The sequence below is a fragment of the Mesorhizobium sp. M0909 genome, assembly GCF_040319515.1.
GTDB lineage: Bacteria > Pseudomonadota > Alphaproteobacteria > Rhizobiales > Rhizobiaceae > Mesorhizobium.
Genome location: NZ_JAMYOA010000009.1, coordinates 86,987 through 107,803 on the forward strand (window position 1 = coordinate 86,987; position 20,817 = coordinate 107,803).

Here is a 20,817-nt window from a genome sequence, read left to right on the forward strand (position 1 = left end):
TCGGTCTGACCTGTTGTGGACGTTGAACCGTATTTCGCGGCGACTGCCACCGACCGTAGGTCAGAGCCAGGCCCGGCAATTGCAGGACGCATGCCTATTTAGCGATCAATCGATCGCCTCGATGCCTTGCACCCTCAGCCGTTCGATATGGTCCTTCATCTCTTTCAGCCGCTCGGGTGAGTGGCCCTGCCACTCGGTGACCTCGCTCGTGATCCTGAGCGGCTGGCGGGAGCGATAGGACTGCGTCGGATTGCCGGGAAATTTCTTGTCCGTAAGGTTGGGGTCGTCCGTGATCGGGCCGGTTGGTTCCACGATGTAGATCCTTTGGCGCACGTCACCGGCGGCCAGTTCTGCACCCCAGATAGCCGCATCCAGAGTGCCGGTCAGATAGACCCAGGCTGCCTGCTTTCGCGCGCCGTAATTGGAGCTGTAGCCGGCTTCGATCAGGTCTCCCGGTTTAAGGTCGGCCCGGGTGCCGTGGTAGAATTGGCGCGGCTTGTCGGAGGCTGTCATCGGCTCGCTACTTATCCTCGCTGTCTCAGGCATCATGGTTTCGTGGCGCGCACTATTTCATGCACGTCATCGAATCAAGCGTCTGGCAGTGCGGTTATCGGACATCCGCCCTCGGCAGTCCCGATATCCATGTCAGTCATCCCGCCCGATGCACGCTATCGGTCGGCCGCCGGCGTGGTTATTATGGACGCCCTGTACCGTCGCTATGGTGAACAAAATGGATCTGCAAGCCTTCAGGGATTCGATTGCCGAACCACAGCCGCCAGCCGGCTTGAGTCCTGCCCTGCAGGCGCTGTGGTGGGATGCAAAGGGCGATTGGGCTAAGGCGCACGAATGCGCGCAGCAGCGCGACGATACGGCCGGCATGCACGTACATGCCTATCTCCACCGCAAGGAAGGCGACCAGTCGAATGCGGAATATTGGTATCGCCGCAGCAATGCCACGCCGTCGACCTCAACGCTTGACGAGGAATGGGAGGAGTTGGCGCGTACACTTTTGCAGCAAAGCTGACATGTTCGGTCACGGTAAAATAGCCGGTCCCGCAAGCACTCGCCGGGGTTTCAGCTGGCGCCCTGTGGCTTGTCCCTGCCGTTCCATTCCGCGTTGCGCGCCCGCGCCTCTTCGGCGATCAGCTTGAACTCCCGCATCTTCGCAGCCTCGATGGCGAATGCGCGGCTTGGCAGGACGCCGGGGTCCTCCTGACTGTTCTGAAACTGAAAACGGTCCTCCAGTTCGGCCCATATTCGCTCGGGCGCCGTATCCTTGCTTGCAAGCAGCGCGACGACCAGCGCCAAAGTCTCGCGCTGGGCGTTCAGCCGCCCTTCGATCTCCTCAATCGGCAATTCGGACATGCGGGTCGCTTCCAGTTTCTCGCTCAACGGCAAAATCGCACCCTTTGTTCCGACGCCGATGCACTGCTGACTTTCTCAAGCTCGGAACGGGCCCGACACCATTCACTTTCGGCTGGTGCCGAAACACAACAGAACACATCTCCATCTTGTGGGTTCGGTTAGCTGTCCCGCACCAGATCACAGGCCGTCATTTTCGAGAACGCCCATAGGGTGTTACGAGCACTGGAACACTGGAGAAGCCCTGGTGCTGTTGGCAGCCGGCGTCTCGAGCGGACGCTGTGAAACCTTCTGATTTTTAAGCCGTTATCGCCGGATGCCCCAAGCTAAATTCAAGCTGAAATCGGTTGACGGCGCCCAATCGCGCGATGCCGAGAAGTCGCGCCAGACGACTGTCGATGTCGCGTCCGAGGTCGTCGGCAAGCCCGCGCCGCCGCCGGATGTCACCGAACCCGATCCTAAGCTGACACCTGAAGAGGCCGAGCGGGCGCGCAAGAGATATCTGCTTAAGCGCTTCTGGATCAGCGCCCGCGGTTACTGGAGCGGCAGTGGCGACAGGGTCGCCTGGCCGTTGACGATCGGGCTGTTGGTCCTGATCGTCGCCAATGTCGGCTTCCAGTATGGGATCAATGTCTGGAATCGCGCAATTTTCGACGCCATTGAGCAACGCAATGCCCACACCGTATATTGGCTGAGCGCCGTATTCCTGCCACTCGTGCTCGGAAGCGCCAGCCTTGTGGTGGCACAAGTCTTCTTTCGCATGAAGATACAGCGCCGCTGGCGTTCCTGGCTCACCACCGCGGTCATCGCGCGTTGGCTGGCAAGCGGCCGCTACTATCAGCTGAACCTTGTCGGCGGCGACCACAGCAACCCCGAAGCCCGCATCGCCGAGGATTTGCGGATTGCCACCGAATCGCCGGTCGATTTCATTGCCGGTGTCATCGTCGCATTTCTGTCGGCCTCGACCTTCATCGTGGTGCTGTGGACGATCGGCGGCGCCCTGACCCTGACGATTGCAGGTTCGACCGTCACCATTCCCGGCTTCCTGGTCATCACCGCAGTGCTCTATGCCGCGATCACGTCCACCTCGATGGCGGTCATCGGCCGCCATTTCGTCCACCTCTCCGGGGAAAAAAATCAGGCGGAAGCCGAGTTCCGCTACTCGCTGACGCGCGTGCGGGAAAACGGCGAGAGTATCGCATTGCTCGGCGGCGAGGAGGAGGAGCGCAGCGGCATGGACAAGACATTCGCCCATGTGCTCAGGCAATGGGCGCTCCTTGCAGGCCAGCACATGCGCACGGCATTGGTGTCCCAAGGGTCGAGCCTGTTTGCGCCTGTCGTGCCGGTCTTGCTTTGCGCTCCGAAGTTCCTCGAAGGCAGCATGACACTTGGGCAGGTCATGCAGGCTGCCTCGGCCTTTGCCATCGTGCAGGGCGCGTTCGGGTGGCTGGTCGACAACTATCCCCGTCTCGCCGATTGGAATGCCTCTGCACGGCGCATCGCCTCGCTGATGATGTCACTCGACGGGCTCGAGCGGGCGGAACAGAGCAACACGCTGGGGCGCATAAAGCGCGGCGAGACCGGCAGCGATGCGATGCTCAGCCTGAACAATCTCTCCGTGTCGCTCGACGACGGCACCGCCGTGGTCAAGGAAACCGAGGTCGTGATCGAACCAGGCGAACGGGTGCTTGTCGCCGGCGAATCCGGCTCGGGCAAGAGTACACTGGTGCGGGCCATCGCGGGTCTGTGGCCATGGGGTAGCGGCAGCGTCAACATCCGCGCCGACAGACGGTTGTTCATGTTGCCGCAACGGCCTTACATCCCGACCGGGACCCTTCGCCGCGCTGTCGCCTATCCAGGCGCCGCCGACAGCTGGACGCTGGATAAGATCAAGGCTGCGCTCGACAAGGTGGGACTCGACTACCTCAACGACAGGATTGAGGAGGACGCCCCATGGGACCAGACCTTGTCGGGTGGCGAAAAGCAGCGCCTCGCCTTCGCGCGTCTTCTGCTGCACCGCCCCGATATCATCGTGCTGGACGAGGCAACGTCGGCACTCGATGAGAAGAGCCAGGACAACATGATGCAGATGATCATTCGCGAATTGCCGAAGGTCACCATCATAAGCGTAGCGCATCGCGCCGAGCTGGAAGCTTTCCATAGCCGCAAGATCACATTGGAGCGGCACAAGGGCGGCGCAAAACTCGTCAGCGATATCGAACTCGTCCCGCGCAAGGACAGACGGAACTTGCTCATGCGCCTTCTGAGGCAACGGCGCGCCAACGGAAAGCCAGCGCGACCTTGAGCAAAGCGGCGCTGCCCTACGCAAAGAGTGAGGCCGCCGGTCGGACCAGGCGGATCTCCGGTTCGAGTCACTGCCCGCATCTGGTCCTGAAAGCACCAGCCGTGGTACGTTGGTTCCGGGCAGCTGCTGTCGGAACGTCGATGGCACGAGCGCATTTCCATGTCCGGTGCAACGCCGAGGCCAGCTGTGAAAAACCCGGGTTGATTTCAAAAGCCCAGATTGATTTCGAAAGCAAAGGGACCAGCAATGACAATCGCCAAGAACACGATCTGCCTTTGGTACGACAAGGACGCCGAGGCTGCGGCCCGTTTCTATTCCGAGACTTTTCCTGACAGCTCGGTGAAATCCGTCCACCGCGCTCCCAGCGACTACCCGTCCGGCAAGGCCGGCGACGTGCTGACGGTCGAGTTCACGGTCGCCGGCATCCCCTGTCTCGGCCTCAATGGCGGGCCCGCGTTCAAACACAACGAAGCCTTCTCCTTCCAGATCGCCACCGACGATCAGCAGGAGACCGACCGCTATTGGAACGCCATAGTCGGCAATGGCGGCCAGGAAAGTGCGTGCGGCTGGTGCAAGGACAAATGGGGCATCTCCTGGCAGATCACGCCGCGCGTGCTGACCGAAGCGATGGCCGCCGGCGGCGATGAAGCAAAGCGCGCATTCGAAGCGATGATGGAGATGAAAAAGATCGACGTTGCAGCGATCGAGGCGGCGCGGCGCGGCTGACAGTTCGGGGTCAGCCCGACGCGAAAAGATCAGGGCAGAGCGGCCGGAAATGCTGCCGGCCCACCTCCAGACAGGCGTGCGATGGTGTTGAACTGCGCTGAGTTTTACGACGCCGAACTGCGACGGCACAACGAGGTCTTCGGGGCTGCGGTCAAGGCGGGAACGCGCGATCGCGTGCTCGATATCGGATGCGGTTCGGGACAATCCTCTCGTGATGCCGCCCGTGTCGCGGTGGAAGGCAGCGTGCTCGGCGTGGACGTATCGGCGCGGATGCTCGAGATCGCCCGGAGCCGTAGCGCCGAAGAAGGATTGCGAAACGTCGCCTTCGAGCGCGGCGATGCGCAATTGCTGGTATTTCCGGCTGCCGGCTTCGATCTGTGCATCAGTCGATTTGGCGTGATGTTCTTTGCCGATCCGGCGGCGGCGTTCGCCAATATCGCCCGGGCAATGCGACCAGGGGCACGTCTTGTGTGGATGGTATGGCAATGCCAGGATCGTAACGAGTGGGCAACTGCCATTCAACGGGCGATTGCGCCGGGGTCCGCCATATCGGCGGGCGCCGCCACCCCATTTTCGCTTGGCGACCCCGCCATCACCGCGGAGATCTTGCGTGCATCCGGTTTTGTTTCGGTCGACTTCGCCGAAGTGCGTGAGCCGGTCTTCTACGGCCAGGACGTCGATGCGGCCTATGACGCTTTGCTTGGCCTGCAACTGGTCAAGGATCCGCTCGCCCGCGCGGATGTGGATGTCGACGCGGCGCTACGGCGGTTGCGCGATCTGCTCGACGCGCACTTGACCGCGGACGGTGTGCTTGTGACTCGCGCGCCTGGATCATCACCGCAGTTCGGGCGAGCCGACAGTCACCGGGCGATTGACCCGTAGACGATCCTGTTCTCTCGGCCTTCCTGTCAGTCCATTTGCGGCGTGACTTCTGAAAGCAGCCAATCCCTGAAAGCCTTGACCTTGCGCTGACGGATCGCCTCCGGCGGGTAGACGAGATAGAAGCTGGAAGGGGATTTCAGGGCGTGGCCGAAGGGGCGGACAAGCCGCCCGGCGGCGAGGTCGGCCGCAACGAGCATGGTCCGACCCAGCACCACCCCCTCGCCTTGTGCAGCCGACTCCATGGCAAAGGTGGCAGAGTCGAAGGTAATCCCGCTCTGCGGGTCCACGCCCTCGACCCCGGCGCTCGCCAGCCAGGTCGCCCAGTCGATCGGAAAGCTGTCACGGATCAGCGTGTGGTGTTTGAGGTCCTCAGGCGTGCGGAGCGGATGCGCCCCCTCAAGAAGCTTTGGGCTGCACACTGGAAACACCTCCTCGCCGGTGAGGAACTCCGACGTGAGCCCCGGATAGTTTCCGCTGCCATAACGGACGGCGACATCGATGCCGTCGCCGAGGAAGTTGGTCAGCTTCCCGCTCGTCGAAACCCGCACATCGATGTCGCCATGCGCACGGTGAAAGCGGTAGAGGCGTGGCACCAGCCATCTCCCCGCGAAGCCATCGGAGGTGCTGACGTTCAGTGTCGAGCTCGAATAGCGGGCCGTTGCCGCAGCAGTGGCGGCGGCCAACTGGTCGAGCACCTCGCGCACCGCCCGCGCATTGGGCTCGCCGACGGCGGTCAGGCTCACCGAACGCGTACCGCGCTCGAACAGCTGCACACCGAGCTGATCCTCAAGGTTCTTGATCGCCCGGCTGATCGCACCGTGGGTGACATGAAGTTCCTCTGCCGCCTTGGAGAAACTCAACAGGCGCGCCGCCGCTTCGAAGCTCGGCAAAGTGGTGAGGGGAGGCAGCTTCCGGGGCATGGATCGATACCTATGTGTGAGCGATGCTCACACATTGTCGCCGATAAGTCGTTTGTCGTCCAGGCCGGAAGACGGCATATTTTCTCGCGTATTCAGTCATTAAGCGCCGCTTCAAAAGGCGACTTGATGTGACTGATACTCTCGCTGACGAAAGTCGCGGGGCAACTGCTGAAACCAAAACTGCCGCCACTCTGGGAGAGCATCATGAACGCCAAACGAGTTGAACCCATCGTCGACGTCCTGACCGGCATGGCCGGCCGCATCCTCGCATCGAGCAGCCGGCGCCGGACCGAGCGGCAGATTGCACGCTTCTCGACCCGCCGGCTCGAAGACCTCGGGTTTGCCCGCGACTGGGACGGCTCGGTCTATCGGCCGTCGGATCACCGCTAAGCCTGAATGAAAGCAACAGCGGACAGGCCCTTCGCCAAAGATCGCTGCCGCAAGGAATTAACGGAGAACGGACATGGCCACCATCCACCCATTCCTCTGGTTCAATACCGACGCCAAGGAGGCCCGCGATTTCTATCTCTCGGTCTTCAAGAACAGCAAAGCGCTCCAGACGCTCGAATACACCGACTGGGTGTCCGGAACCAACAAGACGGTCCCGCATGCCACCTTCGATTTCGAGCTCGAGGGTCTGCACCTTACAGCGCTCAATGCCGGGCCGCAGCCGCCTTTCAACGAGCGGCTCTCACTCTACATCGAGACCAGGGACCAGGCCGAGACCGACTACTACTATGAAGCGCTCACCGCCGGCGGCGGCAGGGAACAACCCTGCGGCTGGCTCACCGACAAGTTCGGCGTCTACTGGCAGGTCATCCCGGAAATCCTGCTGCGGCTCAGTGCCGACCCGGACCGCGAAAAGGCCAACCGCGTCCGGCAGGCGATGTACGGGATGCGCAAGATCATCATCGCCGACCTCGAAGCCGCCTACGACGGCAAAGCTTGACCCTCACCGAAATCGCAAACGAATGGAGACCTCCCATGACATCGCTCGTGGACAGGAAAGTCATCGTCATCGGCGGCAGCTCCGGCATCGGTCTCGGCGTCGCGGAAGCTGCTCTCAATTGCGGAGCGGAGGTCGTGATCGTCAGCCGGTCGCCAGCGAAACTGCAGGCGGCCGAACGGACGCTCAATACGGGGCACGTGACCAGCTTGGTTGCCGATATGACCGACGAAGCGGACGTCGCTCGCCTGTTCGAGGAGATCGGTCCCTTCGACCACCTGGTATCGACCGCCGGAACACTGCCGCCCGGCGATCCGATCGGCAGTACCGACATGGAGGCTGTGCGAGGCTTCGTCGATAACAAGCTGATTGGGGTCGTCATGCTCTCCAAGCACGCTGTGCGCACCCTGAAGGCCGGTGGCTCCATGACCTTCACCTCGGGTATCAACAAGGATCGGCCACCGGTGCCGGGAGGCTCGGTCGTCTCAGCGATTGCCGGCTCATTCAGCTACTTCGCCCGCGCCCTGGCGCTCGAACTGGCCCCGACGCGCGTCAATGTCGTGTCTCCCGGATGGGTCGACACACCGATGTGGGACATTGTTGGAGAAGCCAAATCCAGCTTCTTTGCCGACATGGCTGCCCGGTTGCCGTCGAGAAAAATTCCGACCGCTGCGGACGTCGCCGCCGCCTATGTCTACCTCATGGAAAGCGAGTTCACGACCGGCGAGACAATCCGCATCGATGGCGGCCATAACCTGATCTAGCCGCCATTTGCACGCTGCCTGAATGGCTAGAGCCGGTATGACTGCTAGACCGGCGCACTCCTGCCGAAGGCGACGAACGCCGGCGGATCATGCCGGCGTAGCCCAATCGGGGTTTACATCGGCAGCCAGGTCCCTAGTTTTAGCGTTTCGCGCCGCGCACCCGAGTGTGTGGATGATCGAGGACGGGACCGTGAGCTCTGGCCGGCCCCTCGAAACTTTCAAAGGATGGCTATCATGACACAGGCCAAGAATGGCGACACCGTGCGCATCAATTACAACGGCCGCCTGGCTGACGGCACTCAGTCGATTCTTCCGGCAACGAACCGCTGCAATTCACGTTGGGTGAAGGACAAGTGATCGCCGGTCTCGAAACCCATGTCGAGGGTATGGAGGTGGGCGCGAAAAGCACCGTCACCATTCCCGCCGACGCCGCCTATGGCCCCCACCGCCCCGAAGCGGTCATGACCGTCGACCGCGCCCGCGTACCAGACAACATCAACGTCGATCTCGGCACTCGATTGCAGGTCAGAACCTCAGAGGGGCGCCCGATGCCGGTAACAGTCGTCGGCGTGGACGACACCAGCGTCAAGCTCGACGGCAATCATCCTTTGGCGGGACGGGATCTGGTGTTCGACGTTGAACTGGTCGAGATCGTTCAGGCGGCGTAGGGCACGGCAAAGCGCGTAACGGCCATGATTTTCGGGTGACGCATTTCGACCGGCGGTTCCGGCGGTGCGTCGCCTGTCGGAGGCAAAGACCGCGGCGGCGGAAAATCGTGTAGCGTGCAGCCACCCATAGAGACATTCGGCATCTGGAATGTCCAATTCAGCGTCGCAGTCTCGAGGACCTGTGGACGACCTCGCTTGACAGCCGACTTCTCGTGACCGCAAAGTCTCGTGATGCGGGCGATTGGTTGGAATAGAATTGCGCGTGTCGGGGCAATCGTGCTGATGATCGGCACAAATGTTCCTGGGCCGGCGCGTTCCGACTCGCTCCTTCTCACAAGCCCGTCCCAGCCAGCCAATGTCGGCGATGCGATGCTGGCGGCTGCCAATTATCATGATTCCGGCGACTATGATCGCGACCTTGCCGCTGTGGCGAAGCAGGCAGGCGACTGGGTCGTCAAGCGCGCAATGGAGGTGCCTCGCCCCGCACTGGTGCTCGACATCGACGAGACGGCTTTGGCCAACTGGGAAGTGATCACACGTGACAATTTCGGCCGCCCGATCGGCGGCGCCTGCGACATCGCAATCGACGGTCCCTGTGGCTGGGCCGCCTGGGATCAGCTTGCGAAGGATCCGGCTATCGACCCTGTGCTGGAGGTTTTCCGGCAGGCGCGAACGGCGAAAGTCGCGGTGTTCTTCATCACCGGACGTCCGGAGGACCAGCGTCAAGCAACCGAACAGAACCTGCAGTCGGCCGGCTATGCCGGTTATGAGCACCTTTACATGGTCCAGCCCGGGGCCAAATACGGTTCCGCCGCAGATTTCAAGGCACCCATAAGGGCCGAAATCGAAAAGGCCGGCTACACGATAATTGCCAATGTCGGTGACCAGCCATCCGACCTGTTCGGTGGGTATGCCGAGAAGCTGTTCCTGCTGCCAAATCCATTCTACCGGGTTCGCTGACGGCCGGAACGGCACAAGCCCGGATCCTCGGCTCCTTGCCGACCACCTGCTAAGGTATCAAGACAACCTTGCCGGTCGCGCCGCGCTCCTCCAGCAGGCGATGTGCGTGGCTGGCCTGGTCGAGCGGGAAGCGGCCACCTTTGGTCACATTAAGCTCACCACTTGCCGCTAGATTGAAGAGCTCCAAAAGGCCGTCGCGGAGCCCGTCCGTAGATAGCAACGGCAGCAGGGCAAAACCCCTCAGCGACTGGTTGCGGCCGATCATCGCCTCCATCTGCGGGGCGCCGAGCGCGTATCTGCCAAGTGCGGCAAACACCAACTCACCGCAAGGCGCAAGGGCCTCGAGCGCGGCCGCCGTCAGCGGGGCGCCGACGATGTCGTAGATGGTGTCGACGCCAGCGCCACCTGTCGCTGCCCGGACGTGCTCCGGCCAATCCGTGTTGCTGTAGTCGACGGCAGCATCAGCTCCCAGCGACAAAGCAAGGTCGAGCTTGGCCTTACTGCCGGCTGCCGCGATGACACGGCTCGCGCCGGCGCGCTTGGCAAGCTGGACGAGCAACGAACCGACGCCGCTCGCGGCAGCGGCGACCAGCACCGATTTGCCGGCCGGCCGGCTTTGCCGCGCTAGATGCAGCGCTGTCAGCCCTTGCACCATCAATGCCGTCGCGTCTTCAAACGAGAGCGCATCCGGCAGCGGCACGGCCAGGCTTGCGTCGATCGTCACATAGTCGGCATAGCCGCCAAACGGCTGGCTCGAGGCGAACAACGGCGCAGCGACGCGCATGCCGAGCAAGGAAGCCTCCACCCCGTGTCCAAGCGCCTCCACGATCCCGGCGGCCTCGACACCAGGGACCATCGGCAGCTGCGGCGTCACCGCATAGCGGTCCGCCCGCATCAGCACTTCGAAGAAATTCACCCCGGCGGCCTGAACGCTGACCAGAACCTCGCCGGCTTTCGGCTCCGGCATCGGCACCGCGACTATCTCGAGAACGTCGGGCCCGCCGAAACGGTTCAGTTGAATGGCTCTCATCGCAGGCACCGATCGCTGTTGGCATCGGCCGCTGTTTGCCACTATCTGCCTGGCTTCGACTACACACCGATTTGTCCGCTGCTGACCGGGAGGTGACCATGGCCAAGCTGATCAAGAGGCTGCCGATGCTGCCGGCGGAGCGCGCGCTGAAAGTGATTTCGGGCCGCTGGAAGGCCGTCATCCTGTACCATCTCTTCGACGGGCCCCGGCGGCTGTCGGCGCTGCAGGCGCTGATGCCCGGCATCACCCAGAAAGTCCTGATCCAGCAGCTTCGCGAAATGGAAGAGCACGGCGTCGTCCGCCGCGAGATCTTTGCCGAGATCCCCTCGCGCGTCGAATATTCGGCGACGCAGCTCGGCCTCAGCCTCGAGCCGATCCTGCTGGCACTTTGCCAGTGGGGCCAGCATCACGCCGACGAGTTGAATGAGATGGACCGCCTTGCCGATTGCATCATCAGGCCACGGCAAGCGCAGGACGCCCATGCCGTGTGAAACAAAAAGGGCGGCGCATGCGCCGCCCCAATGCTTGGGAGAATTAATCCTTGGGAGGACTGTTCGAACCTATGCTCAGGCCGCCTTGACTTCCTCGGCGACGGCATCGGCCTGACGCGCCGTCTTCAGCACCCTGGCCCACCATGCAATGTCGTTGACCAGCGCGGTTGCCGCCTGGTTGAGGTGCTCGAACTCGTCGAGCTTCTTGTCACCTTGCTTGACCGCAAGGAAATCAGCCCAGGAGATGTGTACCGCAGACTTCACCGGCGCCATCTGCAACTCGACCGCATGCAGCCTCAGCTGCTCGACGGCGCGCGCGCCACCGACGCTGCCATACCCGACGAAGCCGGCCGGCTTCTTGTTCCACTCGTTGGCGGCGTAGTCGATGGCGTTCTTCAGCACGGCCGTCGGGCCATGATTGTATTCGGCGGCGGTGAAGATGAAACCGTCGAATCCGGCGACCTTCTTTTGCCAGCGCTGCGCCACTTCGTTCTGCGACGGCGCCCAGGCGGAGGATGCGACCTCATCGAAGAACGGCAGCGGGAAATCGCGCAGGTCGACGACTTCGACGTCGATATCGGCATGCGACTTGGCGATCCTGGCAATCCATTGGGCCGGCACGTCGGCAAAGCGCGCGGCGCGGGTCGAACCAATGACGATGGCGATTTTGGGTTTTGACATAGAGGGGCTCTCCTTACAGCAATACTGGTATCGTTTAGATACCTGAGCTATATGAGTAACCGGCCGCTCAATGTGCAAGGAGGCACTTTTTTGTTACCAAGGCACCCGTACCGCACCGAGGACTGCCGCGCCGTCTCGGAAATCCTGCAGCGCGTCGGTGACAAATGGACTGTGCTCGTCGTTGGCAAACTCGGCAACGGGCCGCTGCGTTTCAACGAGCTGCGCAGCGCGGTCGGCGGCATTTCGCAAAAGATGCTGACCACCACCTTGCGCGGGCTCGAGCGCGACGGCTTCGTCACCCGCACCGTGTTCCCGACCATCCCGCCGCGGGTCGACTACGAATTGACTGACCTTGGCTACGAGCTGCTGGTGCCGGTCGATGCGCTCGGCGAATGGGCACGCAAGAACACCGAGCGCGTCAAGGCCGCGCGAGAAAAATTCGACGCCATGCACAGCTGAACCCTTGCGCTGTAAGGGTTTGAACCTGTCGGGGATGCTCCGGACGAGCCCTACTGCTGTAACTGCATCTTGCTCTTCGGCAGCTTCTCGATCCGGTTCCATTTCGGGTTGGGACTGACTACCTTGCCGCCAATCGTGCAAGTCGTGGTCGTCTCCTTGCGGCAATTGCTCACCGTCGTGCCGCTGGTGTCGCATTTCGTCGCCGAGCAGATCTCGCACTTGGCCGCCTGCCCGTTGATGGTGCGGTTTTCCGACGTGCAGGTAGCGCCTGGATCGCCTTTCTTGACCTCGGCGAAAGCGCTTGCGGACGACAGGCAGAGCAAGGTTGCAAAGGCACCCGCCAGGGCAGCGTTCAGCATGTGTTGACGCATTGTCTTTCCTCCAAGATCCCGTCGGTCGCGCTGCAGGCGCGCATGCGGGAACCCGTTAGCCAAAGACCACGCGGGATCGCTGTCCGCATCCCCCGCGCGGGAGAGACTGCTGTCTAAATCCGTCTTCTGGAATCAGGCCGGGTCAGCCTTCGGCCGGAACCGCCTTCGGCTTGCCTTCGCCGTCCAGCGCCACCATGACGAAGTCGGCATGGGTGACCTTCTCCATCAGGTCGGAGAGATAGCGCTGCGCCCAGGCCTCGACCTTGAGCGTCATCGAGGTGCGGCCGACGCGTTCGACATGCGTATAGATGCACAGCGTGTCGCCGATCTTCATCGGTTTGGCGAAGGACATTTCCTTCACCGCCGCCGTCACCACGCGGCCCTTGGCGCGCTCGGCGGCGCGGATGCCGCAGGCGAGATCCATCTGCGCCATCACCCAGCCGCCAAAAATGTCGCCTGCCGCATTGGCGTCCGAAGGCATGGCCAGCGTCCTGAGCGTCAGATCGCCGATCGGCCGCCCGTCCGCGTAATGCACCATCTGGCCAATCCTCTCGAACCGATCGCCCAGACCCCGTACCGTCGCGGCACGGACAGGTCAACGCCATTGAATGGTGTCGCGGCCTGAAGTTCGGGTATCGGTCGACAGTGTTGAAAGGATGCTGTGCGCAGCTAGACGAGCCCAACCAGTAGGATTGCATTCTATGGCCGAGGTGAGAAGGCTGGCGCGCCCGATGGCGCGACAGAACCAAGCCCTCGCCGATAGGCGTGCTTCACAAAGCGGGCCAGGGTGTCGGGACGTAGGCATAGGCGTTGCCGTCGCGGATGACATGACCGATGCCTGGAAAGGGCAGGTGCATACCCGCGACGAGCAGGCCATCCGCCGACACCATGTCGAGCACCTTCTTGCGTGTGGCGATTGCGGCCTCCTGGTCCACGTCGAAGGCGATTGCCCATTCCGGATGCGCAAATTGCAGCGCGGAGGCGTGGATGACGTCAGTCAGGAGCAGCAGGTTGGCATCACCAGAGCCAATTCGAAGCGCGAGATGCCCCGGCGTGTGTCCAGGCGCAGGCAACGCGCTGATCCCGGGCGCGATCTCGACTTCGCCTTCGATCTTCCGGACCTTGCCATGGTAAGGCACCAGCGATTTGCGCGCTATTTCGAAATACGGCTTCATCTGGTCGGGCGCCTTGGATAGGATCCCGTCATCGTGCCAGAAAGCGAATTCCGGCGCGGCAACCACGACCTCCGCTGCCGGGAAGGCGGCCGTGCCGCCAATACCGACAAGGCCGTTGGCATGGTCGGGATGGAGGTGGGTGATGATTATCGTGTCGATTTCTTCCGGCCCGACGCCGGCGGCGGCGAGCGCCTCGGGTATGTGTCCCAGTATGGGCCCCATCGCCGACGCCGTGCCGGTATCGATCAGCACCCGTCTGTCGCCTTTGGTGACAAGGTAAGCATTGACCGAGGTCGGGAGTGTTTTTGGCAGGAATGCCTTTGCCAGCAGCGCTTCAACGGCAGCCGGATCTGCGGAAGGGAAGAGTTCGAGGCCGAGATTGAGATAGCCGTCGCTCAGTGCTGTGATCTCAAGGTCGCCGAGCATGAACCTGTGGGCGCTCGCAAGCGAAGCCGGAGACGGGGCGGCGATAGCCGCAGCGTTGCTCCCAAAGAGGCTGATCGGGGGAAGTAGCAGGGCGCCGGCACTAAAGGTGCCGATACCGAACGTTCGACGGTTGATATTCATGTTCTTGTCCTTCGAATTGCTGCTGAAGCTGGGCGCGGGCAACGGGATCGCCGCCAGGGGGGATGCCGACCGCTCGGACCACTCCATGGAAATGGAAGACCTTCGGGCGGGTCGGCGCTGTTCACGGCGAACTCCTTGCGACATCAATAATGCGCCTCATAAACAGCGGGAATAGCGATGGGATGCAGTTAACTGCTGCAGATTAGGCAGCAATCAATTTTCTGCGCCGAGCCGGAGAACGGCGGGGATGCTGAGCGAAATCCCCTTTTCGAACATCACCCGCATGGACTGCAATCTATGATGCGCTAGCGCGCAGTGCAGGCTAGACTGGGCAAGATAGGTAGCGGATGGCGGCTGACATGAAGCTTACCTTTCGCCCACTGACGCCCGATCTGTGGCCCGCGCTCGAGGACCTGTTCGGTGACAGCGCCGTCTGCAGTCGTTGTTGGTGTATGTACGGGCGGATCGGTCGTTCTTATCGAAAGCGATCCAGTGAGGAAAACAAGGCAGCGTTCCGGCAAGCCGTCCAGCATGGTCCGCCTCCGGGTTTGCTTGCTTTCGACGGCGATGTGGCTGTTGGCTGGTGCCAGGTGACGCCACGAGATGCCCTGCCCTGGCTCGATCGGCTATGGCAGCTCAAGCGCGTGGATGACAGGCCGGTCTGGTCCCTGTCCTGCCTCTACGTGCGAAAACAATACCGCCGGCAGGGCGTAACATCCCAGCTGATCACACAGGCCCTGGAAGTCGCAAGACACGCAAATGGTCCGGCGCTCGAAGCCTATCCTTTCGATGCCGACGTATCGCCGAGCGCGTCCGGCAGCGGATATGCCTCCACTTTCGCGCGCGCCGGGTTCAGGGTGGTCGCACGCAGGACGCCGGCCCGCCCGATCATGCGCTATGATTTCAAGCAGATTGCCGATCATCGCCTGTGATGCTCGGACCGGTTGGCGGAGGAACAATTGGCTTTAGCGCTCAATCGAATTGTTCTCTACGCCAAGAACCTGGAAGCGACAGTCGCCTTCTACGAAAAGCATTTCGGTTTCAAAGCGCATCGAGAGGACGGCGACCGTATTGACGAATTGGTCAGTCCAGCCGGAGGCACACGCCTGATGCTCCACCAGGCTGGCAAAGGACAGCGGTCGGGACAATCGACCGTTAAACTGGTTTCGATGTCGAGGACGTCCAGGCGTTTCCTGCGCAATGCGCCAGCGACGGCCTGCTATTCGGCGCCCTGCATGAGGCGGGCGGCTATGTTTTCGCCAACGCTTATGACCCATGCGATAACACGATTTCAATTTCCAGCCGCGCCTTCCGCAAAGCAGTCGCGTCATAGCGTGAGCAACGCGCGCCAGTCGCTTTTTTCACAAGCGATGCCGGAAGCTCCGGTGATGGCGGCGGTCCGCGGCGTCTAGGCTGGGCGAAATTCAGGGCCATCTTTATCCACCATGCAAACCTATGACTTCATCATTGTCGGTTCCGGCTCGGCCGGCTCGGTCCTGGCCGAAAGGCTGTCGGCTTCCAGCCGCTTCTCGGTGCTGGTGCTTGAGGCCGGCGGCAGCGACCGCCGCTTCTACGTGCAGATGCCGCTCGGCTACGGCAAGACCTTCTTCGATCCGGCAGTCAACTGGAACTACAAGGCCGAGCCGGACCCGGGTCTCGCCGGCAATGTCGACCACTGGCCGCGCGGCAAGCTGCTCGGCGGTTCGAGCTCGATCAACGCCATGGTCTGGATCAGGGGCGCGCGTGAGGATTTCGACGCTTGGGCAGCGGCCGGCAACCCGGGCTGGGGCTTCGACGACCTGCTGCCCGCCTTCAAGGCGCTGGAGGATAACCAGGCCGGCGCCGACCGATGGCGCGGCGTCGGCGGGCCGCTGCATATCACCGACTGCTCGACCTCCGTCCATCCGCTCACCAAACGCTATCTCGCCGCCGCCAATCAAGCCGGCCTGCCGCTCAACCCGGATTTCAACGGCGCCTCGCAGGAAGGCGTCGGCGTCTACCAGATCACCACAAGGAACGGCCGCCGCATGTCGGCGGCGCGCGCCTTCCTGCGCCCGGCGATGAAGCGCAAAAACGTCCGCGTCGAGATCAACGCGCTGGCGACCAAAATCCTTTTCGAGGGCAAGCGCGCCATCGGTGTCGAGTATCTCCAGAATGGCGCCACGAAAACCGCCCGCGCCGGGCGCGAGATCATCCTGTCGGGGGGTTCGGTCAATTCGCCCCAACTTCTCCAGCTCTCCGGCATCGGCCCGTCGGCGCTGCTTGGCGCGCTCGGCATTCCTGTCGTTCACGCCAACGAGAATGTCGGGGCAAACCTGCAGGACCACGTCGGCATCAACTACACCTTCAAGGGCAGGTTGCCGACGCTCAACCAGATCCTGCGCCCGTGGTGGGGCAAGCTGCTGGTCGGCATGCAATACGTGTTTTTGCGCTCAGGCCCGCTGTCGCTGTCGATGAACAATGCCGGCGGCTTCTTCCGCACCGATCCGGCCGCGGCACGGCCCAACATGCAGCTCTATTTCCAGGCGTTTTCGACCGTCATTCCGAAGAGCGGCGAGCGGCCGATCCTGACGCCCGATCCGTGGCCCGGCTTTTCCATCGGGCTGTCCAACTGCCGTCCATCGAGCCGCGGTGAAATCATGATCCGTTCCGCCAATCCGCGCGATTATCCCAAAATCGTCGCCAACGCGTTTTCAACCGAGGCAGACGTCGTCGAAATGCTGGCGGCGGTGAAATTCGTCAGAAAGATCGCATCGATGCCGGCAATCGCCGAGATCATCGAGGAGGAGGTTTTGCCGGGTCCGTCGATCACCTCCGATGCAGATCTCATTCAGGATTTCAGGAAGCGCTCGGGCACCGTCTATCACCCGGTCTCGACCTGCCGCATGGGGCCGGACGCGGCGCACGCCGTCGTCGATCCGCGCCTCAAGGTACACGGCATCCAGGCGTTGCGCGTCATCGACGCCTCGATCTTTCCGGACAACATAACCGGCAACACCAACGCCGCCGCGATCATGACCGGATGGAAGGGCGCCGAACTGGTTCTGGAGGATCAGAAATGAAAATCACCGACGTCAAGACCTGGGTGGTCGGCAATCCGCCGCCCGGCATCGGCGGCAAGTATTTCATCTTCGTCAAGCTCACCACCGATGGCGGCGTCGTCGGCTATGGCGAAGCTTACAACGCCACCTTCTCGGCCCACGTCACCGCAAAAATGGTCGAGGACATGGCAGAGCGCTATCTGATCGGCCGCGATCCGCACGACGTCGAAAACTTCTTCCGCCGCGCCTATTCGTCCGGCTTCACCCAGCGCCCCGACGTGTCGGGCATGGGCTGTTTCTCGGCGCTCGAAATCGCCTGCTGGGACATCATCGGCAAGGAGGCCGGCAAGCCGGTCTACAAGCTGCTTGGTGGCCAGGTGCACGAAACGCTGCGTTCCTATACCTACCTCTACCCGCACAGCGGCAGCGTCCACTCCGAGGACGCCCGCGGCAAGAACGTCTATAACGACCCCGATCTGGCCGCTGCCTGCGCGCTCGAATATGTCGAGCAGGGTTTTAACGCGGTCAAGCTCGACCCAGCCGGCCCCTACACCGCCTTCGACGGCCACCAGCCGCGCCTCGTCGACATCGATCTCTCCGCCCGTATGGTCAAGGCGATCCGCGAGGCGGTCGGCACCCGCGCCGATATCCTGTTCGGCACGCACGGCCAGTTCACCGCTTCGGGTGCGCTGCGCCTCGCCCGCGCCATCGAGCCTTATGACCCGCTGTGGTTCGAGGAGCCGGTGCCGCCCGACATGCCCGAGGTGATGGCGCAGGTCGCCCGCGCGACCTCGATCCCGATTGCCACCGGCGAGCGGCTGACGACCAAGTTCGAATTCGCCCGTGTGATCGAGAACCGCGCGGCGACCATTCTGCAGCCGGACCTTGGCCGCTCCGGCGGCATTCTCGAAACCAAGAAGATCGCCGCCATGGCCGAGGCCTATCACATCCAGATCGCACCGCACTGCTATTGCGGGCCGATCGTCGGCGCCGCCAACATCCAGCTCGCGGTGACGCTGCCCAACTTCCTCATTCTGGAATCGCTGAAGCAGTGGGGCGGATTTCACGAGAAGCTGCTCAAGAAGAAGATCGAATGGCAGGACGGCAATGTCATCCCGTCGAAGGAGCCGGGCCTCGGCGTCGAACTCAATGAAGCCGTTTGCGAAGCGCATCCCTGGACCGGCAAGGACCTGCATTTGCAGATGATGCAGACGCCGCTGATGCCGTGAGCCCCAGCCTGATCCGCAACGGCTTTTGCCGTCGCCGTCTACGACCGCGGCCCGGCGCCTGGTTCCTCGGCACAGAGGATTTGACGGGTCGCTTGCGTTGACGGACCCCATGCCTTGGCGATTAGCGCAAATGCCCATCGCTTCGTCATCCTGGGGCGGAGCAAGGAGCGAAGCGACGCGGCGCAGACCCCAGGATCCATGCCGCGACTTCAGAGCGCTGCTGCGGTGCAAAATTCTGCTCCGCTGCACCCTTTGATCAAGGTTACGGCATGGATCCCAGGGTCTCCGCGAAGACGGAGCTTCGCTCCTGCTTCGCCCTGGGATGACGAAGTTGGGGAGGATTCGGCCAATCTCCAAGGTTTGCGATTTACCACCGACAGGAACGACCGACGTTCGCTGCCGATGGGCCGCCACCTGCCAAAATCACTGTTTCAAGGAATTGGTCGACCATGATCGTCAGGCTTCTGGAAGATGCGATCGGAACCGATCTTCGCGGGCGTGGTTTCCCGGCCAAGTTCGAGGCCTGACATCAGGCAATTGTTACGCGATTTCAGCACATTGGCCGGATCGCCGGAATCACCGCCGAAAGAACTTGAATCAATCCCTCAATGCCTTGATTCAATATCTCAGCGTCAAGGCGCCGGGCAGGATCTCGAAGGTCGCCGGTATGCGACCCGGCGATTCGCCGTCTATGTCGATCAGGGCGGCGTTCTTTTGCACATCGCCGAGCGGCTCGACAACCACTTTCTTGCCGCGCAGGATGGTGATCGCCGGATGGTTGCGGTGCCGCCCGCCATAGAGCAGGCGGATGTCCCAGATCAGCTTCAGCTTGCCGGCGGCGCGCAGAATGACGATGTCGAACTCGCCGTCGTTAAGCTCGGCATCGGGCGCGATCATCATGCCGCCGCCGAAGAATTTACCGTTGGCCACCGCCACCAGTGCCATGCGCGCCTCGACCGGGGCACCGTCGTCGATGGTGATCGCGACGTCCTGGAAGCGGTAGCGGAGGAACTCCCAGACCGTGCGCCAGTAGAACAGCGCCTTGGCCGAAACCTTGCCCTTGCGCTTGTCGGCGTTGACGGCCCGGTCGGTGGCGCCGGAGAGCCCGAGGCTGGCGATGTTGATGAAATGGCGGCTGGCCAGCGCGCCGTGGTCGTCGACATAGCTGATGCACCCGGCATCCACCTTGCGCCCTTTGGCCTCGGCAATCCGCTTCAGTGTCAGGTCGACATTGTTCGACAGGCCGAGCCCGCGCGCGAAGTCGATGCCGGCGCCGCACGGCAGCAGCCCAAGCTCGGCCGTCCGGCCGCTTTCTCGGAAAGCTTTCAGCAGCCCGTCGGCAACCTCGCTGGCGGTGCCGTCGCCGCCGGCCGCGATCACCAGCTCGAAGCCGATGGCGGCAAGGTCGAGCGCCAGCCGTTCGGCATCGCCCTCGGCCTGCGTTTCACGCAGCTCGAAATCGCCGAAATGTCTTTTCAGCGACGCCGCAACCTCGGGCCAATGCCGCTTGAGCCTGCCGCCGCCGGCGATCGGATTGAGAACCACCGCGACCTTCAAGCCCGCCTCCCCAAGGCCATCGAACACGCCTTCCAATCATTTGCCGGCATTGAAGCCCGCGCCGGCCCGCGGGGCAAGATCGAATGTCCGACAATGCGGTTTTGGCCTCGAGGCGGCAAATCCCGGCCGGCGGCGGCAGAGATCGGAAACTCGCTGTTTTGGCAGGGTCAGTCCCCGATAATCCCGCTATCCACAGGCACGCGGCAGTTCCGCCAAACACTTATCCGACATACATTAAACCCATCTCAGGCGGCTACCGATCGCCACGCCGAAAGGCACAGCGGAACGGCGGATTTCCTGAGGCCCGTACGGCCCTGAACGAGAACAGGCTTGCCTGTTGGAGGGATGGAAGCCGAGACCTACGGGGCCGCGGAAAGCGTGCGAGCGCCGACGGCGGACCGATGCTGCCATGAAGGACGGCAAAAACCTTCGATGGCGCGCCGGGCAAAGCTCGCAAGAGTGGAGACCGGCGTGGTCCGGAACGGACGCTACCCTCGGGTGGCGACTGGCAGGACCGTCAAAATCAAGGCCGGCATGGCGCGACACCTTTCGGGAGTTGCTGCCGCGACCGTGTCCTGATCTGACAGGGAGGCGCTGGGAGAAATCCCGGCGCCGACTGTCTTTGTGGCCCCGCCGGACGATTTTGCCGGCGACGCTTCACCCTGCGCCAAAATCAGCTACTA

General features: G+C 62.5%; 21 protein-coding genes and 3 pseudogenes. 15 read left to right on the forward strand and 9 right to left on the reverse strand.

What is annotated here, in order from left to right:
- Positions 1 to 105: 105 nt before the first annotated feature.
- Positions 106 to 513, reverse strand: coding sequence for an NAD(+)--rifampin ADP-ribosyltransferase (arr, locus tag NKH83_RS16075; RefSeq protein WP_352805722.1), 408 nt, complete (start codon positions 511 to 513; stop codon positions 106 to 108).
- A 217-nt stretch (positions 514 to 730) separates the two neighbouring features.
- Between arr and NKH83_RS16080 the strand changes: the two genes are divergently transcribed.
- Positions 731 to 1,024 (forward strand): hypothetical protein, encoded by a 294-nt coding sequence (locus tag NKH83_RS16080; protein ID WP_352805725.1) that lies wholly within the window; start codon positions 731 to 733, stop codon positions 1,022 to 1,024.
- Between the two features lie 50 nt (positions 1,025 to 1,074).
- On the opposite strand, the gene NKH83_RS16085 is transcribed toward NKH83_RS16080, so the two are convergent.
- A complete protein-coding gene (locus tag NKH83_RS16085; protein WP_254819239.1) occupies positions 1,075 to 1,365 on the reverse strand; it encodes a hypothetical protein in 291 nt (96 codons plus the stop codon).
- A gap of 313 nt (positions 1,366 to 1,678) precedes the next feature.
- Here NKH83_RS16085 and NKH83_RS16090 point away from each other — a divergent pair, with 313 nt between their 5' ends.
- The 3 genes and pseudogenes from NKH83_RS16090 to NKH83_RS16100 all read left to right on the forward strand — a co-directional run bounded on the left by NKH83_RS16090 (position 1,679) and on the right by NKH83_RS16100 (position 5,268).
- Positions 1,679 to 3,667 (forward strand): ABC transporter ATP-binding protein/permease, encoded by a 1,989-nt coding sequence (locus tag NKH83_RS16090; RefSeq protein ID WP_352805728.1) that lies wholly within the window; start codon positions 1,679 to 1,681, stop codon positions 3,665 to 3,667.
- A 252-nt stretch (positions 3,668 to 3,919) separates the two neighbouring features.
- Positions 3,920 to 4,393 carry a VOC family protein gene (locus tag NKH83_RS16095; RefSeq protein WP_352687928.1) on the forward strand — a complete coding sequence of 158 codons (474 nt, stop codon included), beginning with the start codon at positions 3,920 to 3,922 and terminating at the stop codon, positions 4,391 to 4,393.
- Positions 4,394 to 4,474: 81 nt separating this feature from the next.
- Positions 4,475 to 5,268, forward strand: a pseudogene (locus NKH83_RS16100) (class I SAM-dependent methyltransferase).
- A 33-nt stretch (positions 5,269 to 5,301) separates the two neighbouring features.
- Here NKH83_RS16100 and NKH83_RS16105 read toward each other — a convergent pair.
- Positions 5,302 to 6,195, reverse strand: coding sequence for a transcriptional regulator GcvA (locus tag NKH83_RS16105; protein ID WP_352805730.1), 894 nt, complete (start codon positions 6,193 to 6,195; stop codon positions 5,302 to 5,304).
- 204 nt (positions 6,196 to 6,399) lie between these two features.
- Here NKH83_RS16105 and NKH83_RS16110 point away from each other — a divergent pair, with 204 nt between their 5' ends.
- The 5 genes and pseudogenes from NKH83_RS16110 to NKH83_RS16130 all read left to right on the forward strand — a co-directional run bounded on the left by NKH83_RS16110 (position 6,400) and on the right by NKH83_RS16130 (position 9,533).
- Positions 6,400 to 6,585, forward strand: coding sequence for a DUF1127 domain-containing protein (locus NKH83_RS16110; protein WP_254819235.1), 186 nt, complete (start codon positions 6,400 to 6,402; stop codon positions 6,583 to 6,585).
- Positions 6,586 to 6,658: 73 nt separating this feature from the next.
- Positions 6,659 to 7,144, forward strand: coding sequence for a VOC family protein (locus NKH83_RS16115; RefSeq protein ID WP_352646522.1), 486 nt, complete (start codon positions 6,659 to 6,661; stop codon positions 7,142 to 7,144).
- The gene (locus NKH83_RS16120; protein ID WP_352805734.1) at positions 7,141 to 7,905 is read left to right on the forward strand and encodes an SDR family oxidoreductase; all 765 of its coding nucleotides are present in this window, start codon (positions 7,141 to 7,143) and stop codon (positions 7,903 to 7,905) included. Before NKH83_RS16115 ends, NKH83_RS16120 begins: the two co-directional genes overlap by 4 nt.
- A gap of 234 nt (positions 7,906 to 8,139) precedes the next feature.
- A pseudogene (locus NKH83_RS16125) lies at positions 8,140 to 8,573 on the forward strand (FKBP-type peptidyl-prolyl cis-trans isomerase).
- A 282-nt stretch (positions 8,574 to 8,855) separates the two neighbouring features.
- Positions 8,856 to 9,533 (forward strand): HAD family acid phosphatase, encoded by a 678-nt coding sequence (locus tag NKH83_RS16130; RefSeq protein ID WP_352477896.1) that lies wholly within the window; start codon positions 8,856 to 8,858, stop codon positions 9,531 to 9,533.
- Positions 9,534 to 9,582: 49 nt separating this feature from the next.
- Here the strand turns inward: NKH83_RS16130 and NKH83_RS16135 are convergent, their stop codons facing one another.
- Positions 9,583 to 10,563: a quinone oxidoreductase family protein gene (locus NKH83_RS16135; protein ID WP_352805737.1), complete on the reverse strand. Its 981-nt coding sequence runs from the start codon at positions 10,561 to 10,563 to the stop codon at positions 9,583 to 9,585.
- A 98-nt stretch (positions 10,564 to 10,661) separates the two neighbouring features.
- Here NKH83_RS16135 and NKH83_RS16140 point away from each other — a divergent pair, with 98 nt between their 5' ends.
- Positions 10,662 to 11,054 (forward strand): winged helix-turn-helix transcriptional regulator, encoded by a 393-nt coding sequence (locus NKH83_RS16140; RefSeq protein WP_352805739.1) that lies wholly within the window; start codon positions 10,662 to 10,664, stop codon positions 11,052 to 11,054.
- A gap of 75 nt (positions 11,055 to 11,129) precedes the next feature.
- On the opposite strand, the gene NKH83_RS16145 is transcribed toward NKH83_RS16140, so the two are convergent.
- Positions 11,130 to 11,735, reverse strand: a complete 606-nt coding sequence (locus NKH83_RS16145) for an NADPH-dependent FMN reductase (protein WP_352477902.1) — start codon at positions 11,733 to 11,735, stop codon at positions 11,130 to 11,132.
- Positions 11,736 to 11,825: 90 nt separating this feature from the next.
- Between NKH83_RS16145 and NKH83_RS16150 the strand changes: the two genes are divergently transcribed.
- Positions 11,826 to 12,194, forward strand: coding sequence for a winged helix-turn-helix transcriptional regulator (locus tag NKH83_RS16150; protein WP_352506704.1), 369 nt, complete (start codon positions 11,826 to 11,828; stop codon positions 12,192 to 12,194).
- 50 nt (positions 12,195 to 12,244) lie between these two features.
- Here NKH83_RS16150 and NKH83_RS16155 read toward each other — a convergent pair whose 3' ends face one another.
- The 3 genes from NKH83_RS16155 to NKH83_RS16165 all read right to left on the reverse strand — a co-directional run bounded on the left by NKH83_RS16155 (position 12,245) and on the right by NKH83_RS16165 (position 14,451).
- Positions 12,245 to 12,565 carry a hypothetical protein gene (locus NKH83_RS16155; RefSeq protein ID WP_352805742.1) on the reverse strand — a complete coding sequence of 107 codons (321 nt, stop codon included), beginning with the start codon at positions 12,563 to 12,565 and terminating at the stop codon, positions 12,245 to 12,247.
- A gap of 142 nt (positions 12,566 to 12,707) precedes the next feature.
- Positions 12,708 to 13,103, reverse strand: a complete 396-nt coding sequence (locus NKH83_RS16160; RefSeq protein ID WP_023678380.1) for an acyl-CoA thioesterase — start codon at positions 13,101 to 13,103, stop codon at positions 12,708 to 12,710.
- Positions 13,104 to 13,335: 232 nt separating this feature from the next.
- A complete protein-coding gene (locus NKH83_RS16165; protein ID WP_352805905.1) occupies positions 13,336 to 14,451 on the reverse strand; it encodes an MBL fold metallo-hydrolase in 1,116 nt (371 codons plus the stop codon).
- A 215-nt stretch (positions 14,452 to 14,666) separates the two neighbouring features.
- Here NKH83_RS16165 and NKH83_RS16170 point away from each other — a divergent pair, with 215 nt between their 5' ends.
- The 4 genes and pseudogenes from NKH83_RS16170 (at position 14,667) to NKH83_RS16185 (ending at position 18,577) form a co-directional block, all read left to right on the forward strand.
- Positions 14,667 to 15,239 carry a GNAT family N-acetyltransferase gene (locus NKH83_RS16170; RefSeq protein WP_352805745.1) on the forward strand — a complete coding sequence of 191 codons (573 nt, stop codon included), beginning with the start codon at positions 14,667 to 14,669 and terminating at the stop codon, positions 15,237 to 15,239.
- Positions 15,240 to 15,266: 27 nt separating this feature from the next.
- A pseudogene (locus tag NKH83_RS16175) lies at positions 15,267 to 15,640 on the forward strand (VOC family protein).
- 112 nt (positions 15,641 to 15,752) lie between these two features.
- Positions 15,753 to 17,369 (forward strand): GMC family oxidoreductase, encoded by a 1,617-nt coding sequence (locus NKH83_RS16180; RefSeq protein WP_352805748.1) that lies wholly within the window; start codon positions 15,753 to 15,755, stop codon positions 17,367 to 17,369.
- Entirely contained in the window at positions 17,366 to 18,577 is a 1,212-nt protein-coding gene (locus NKH83_RS16185; protein ID WP_352805751.1) for a mandelate racemase/muconate lactonizing enzyme family protein, read from the forward strand. The genes NKH83_RS16180 and NKH83_RS16185 overlap by 4 nt, the downstream gene beginning before the upstream one ends.
- 618 nt (positions 18,578 to 19,195) lie before the next feature.
- Here the strand turns inward: NKH83_RS16185 and NKH83_RS16190 are convergent.
- A complete protein-coding gene (locus NKH83_RS16190; protein WP_254819224.1) occupies positions 19,196 to 20,134 on the reverse strand; it encodes a diacylglycerol/lipid kinase family protein in 939 nt (312 codons plus the stop codon).
- Between the last annotated feature and the right edge of the window lie 683 nt (positions 20,135 to 20,817).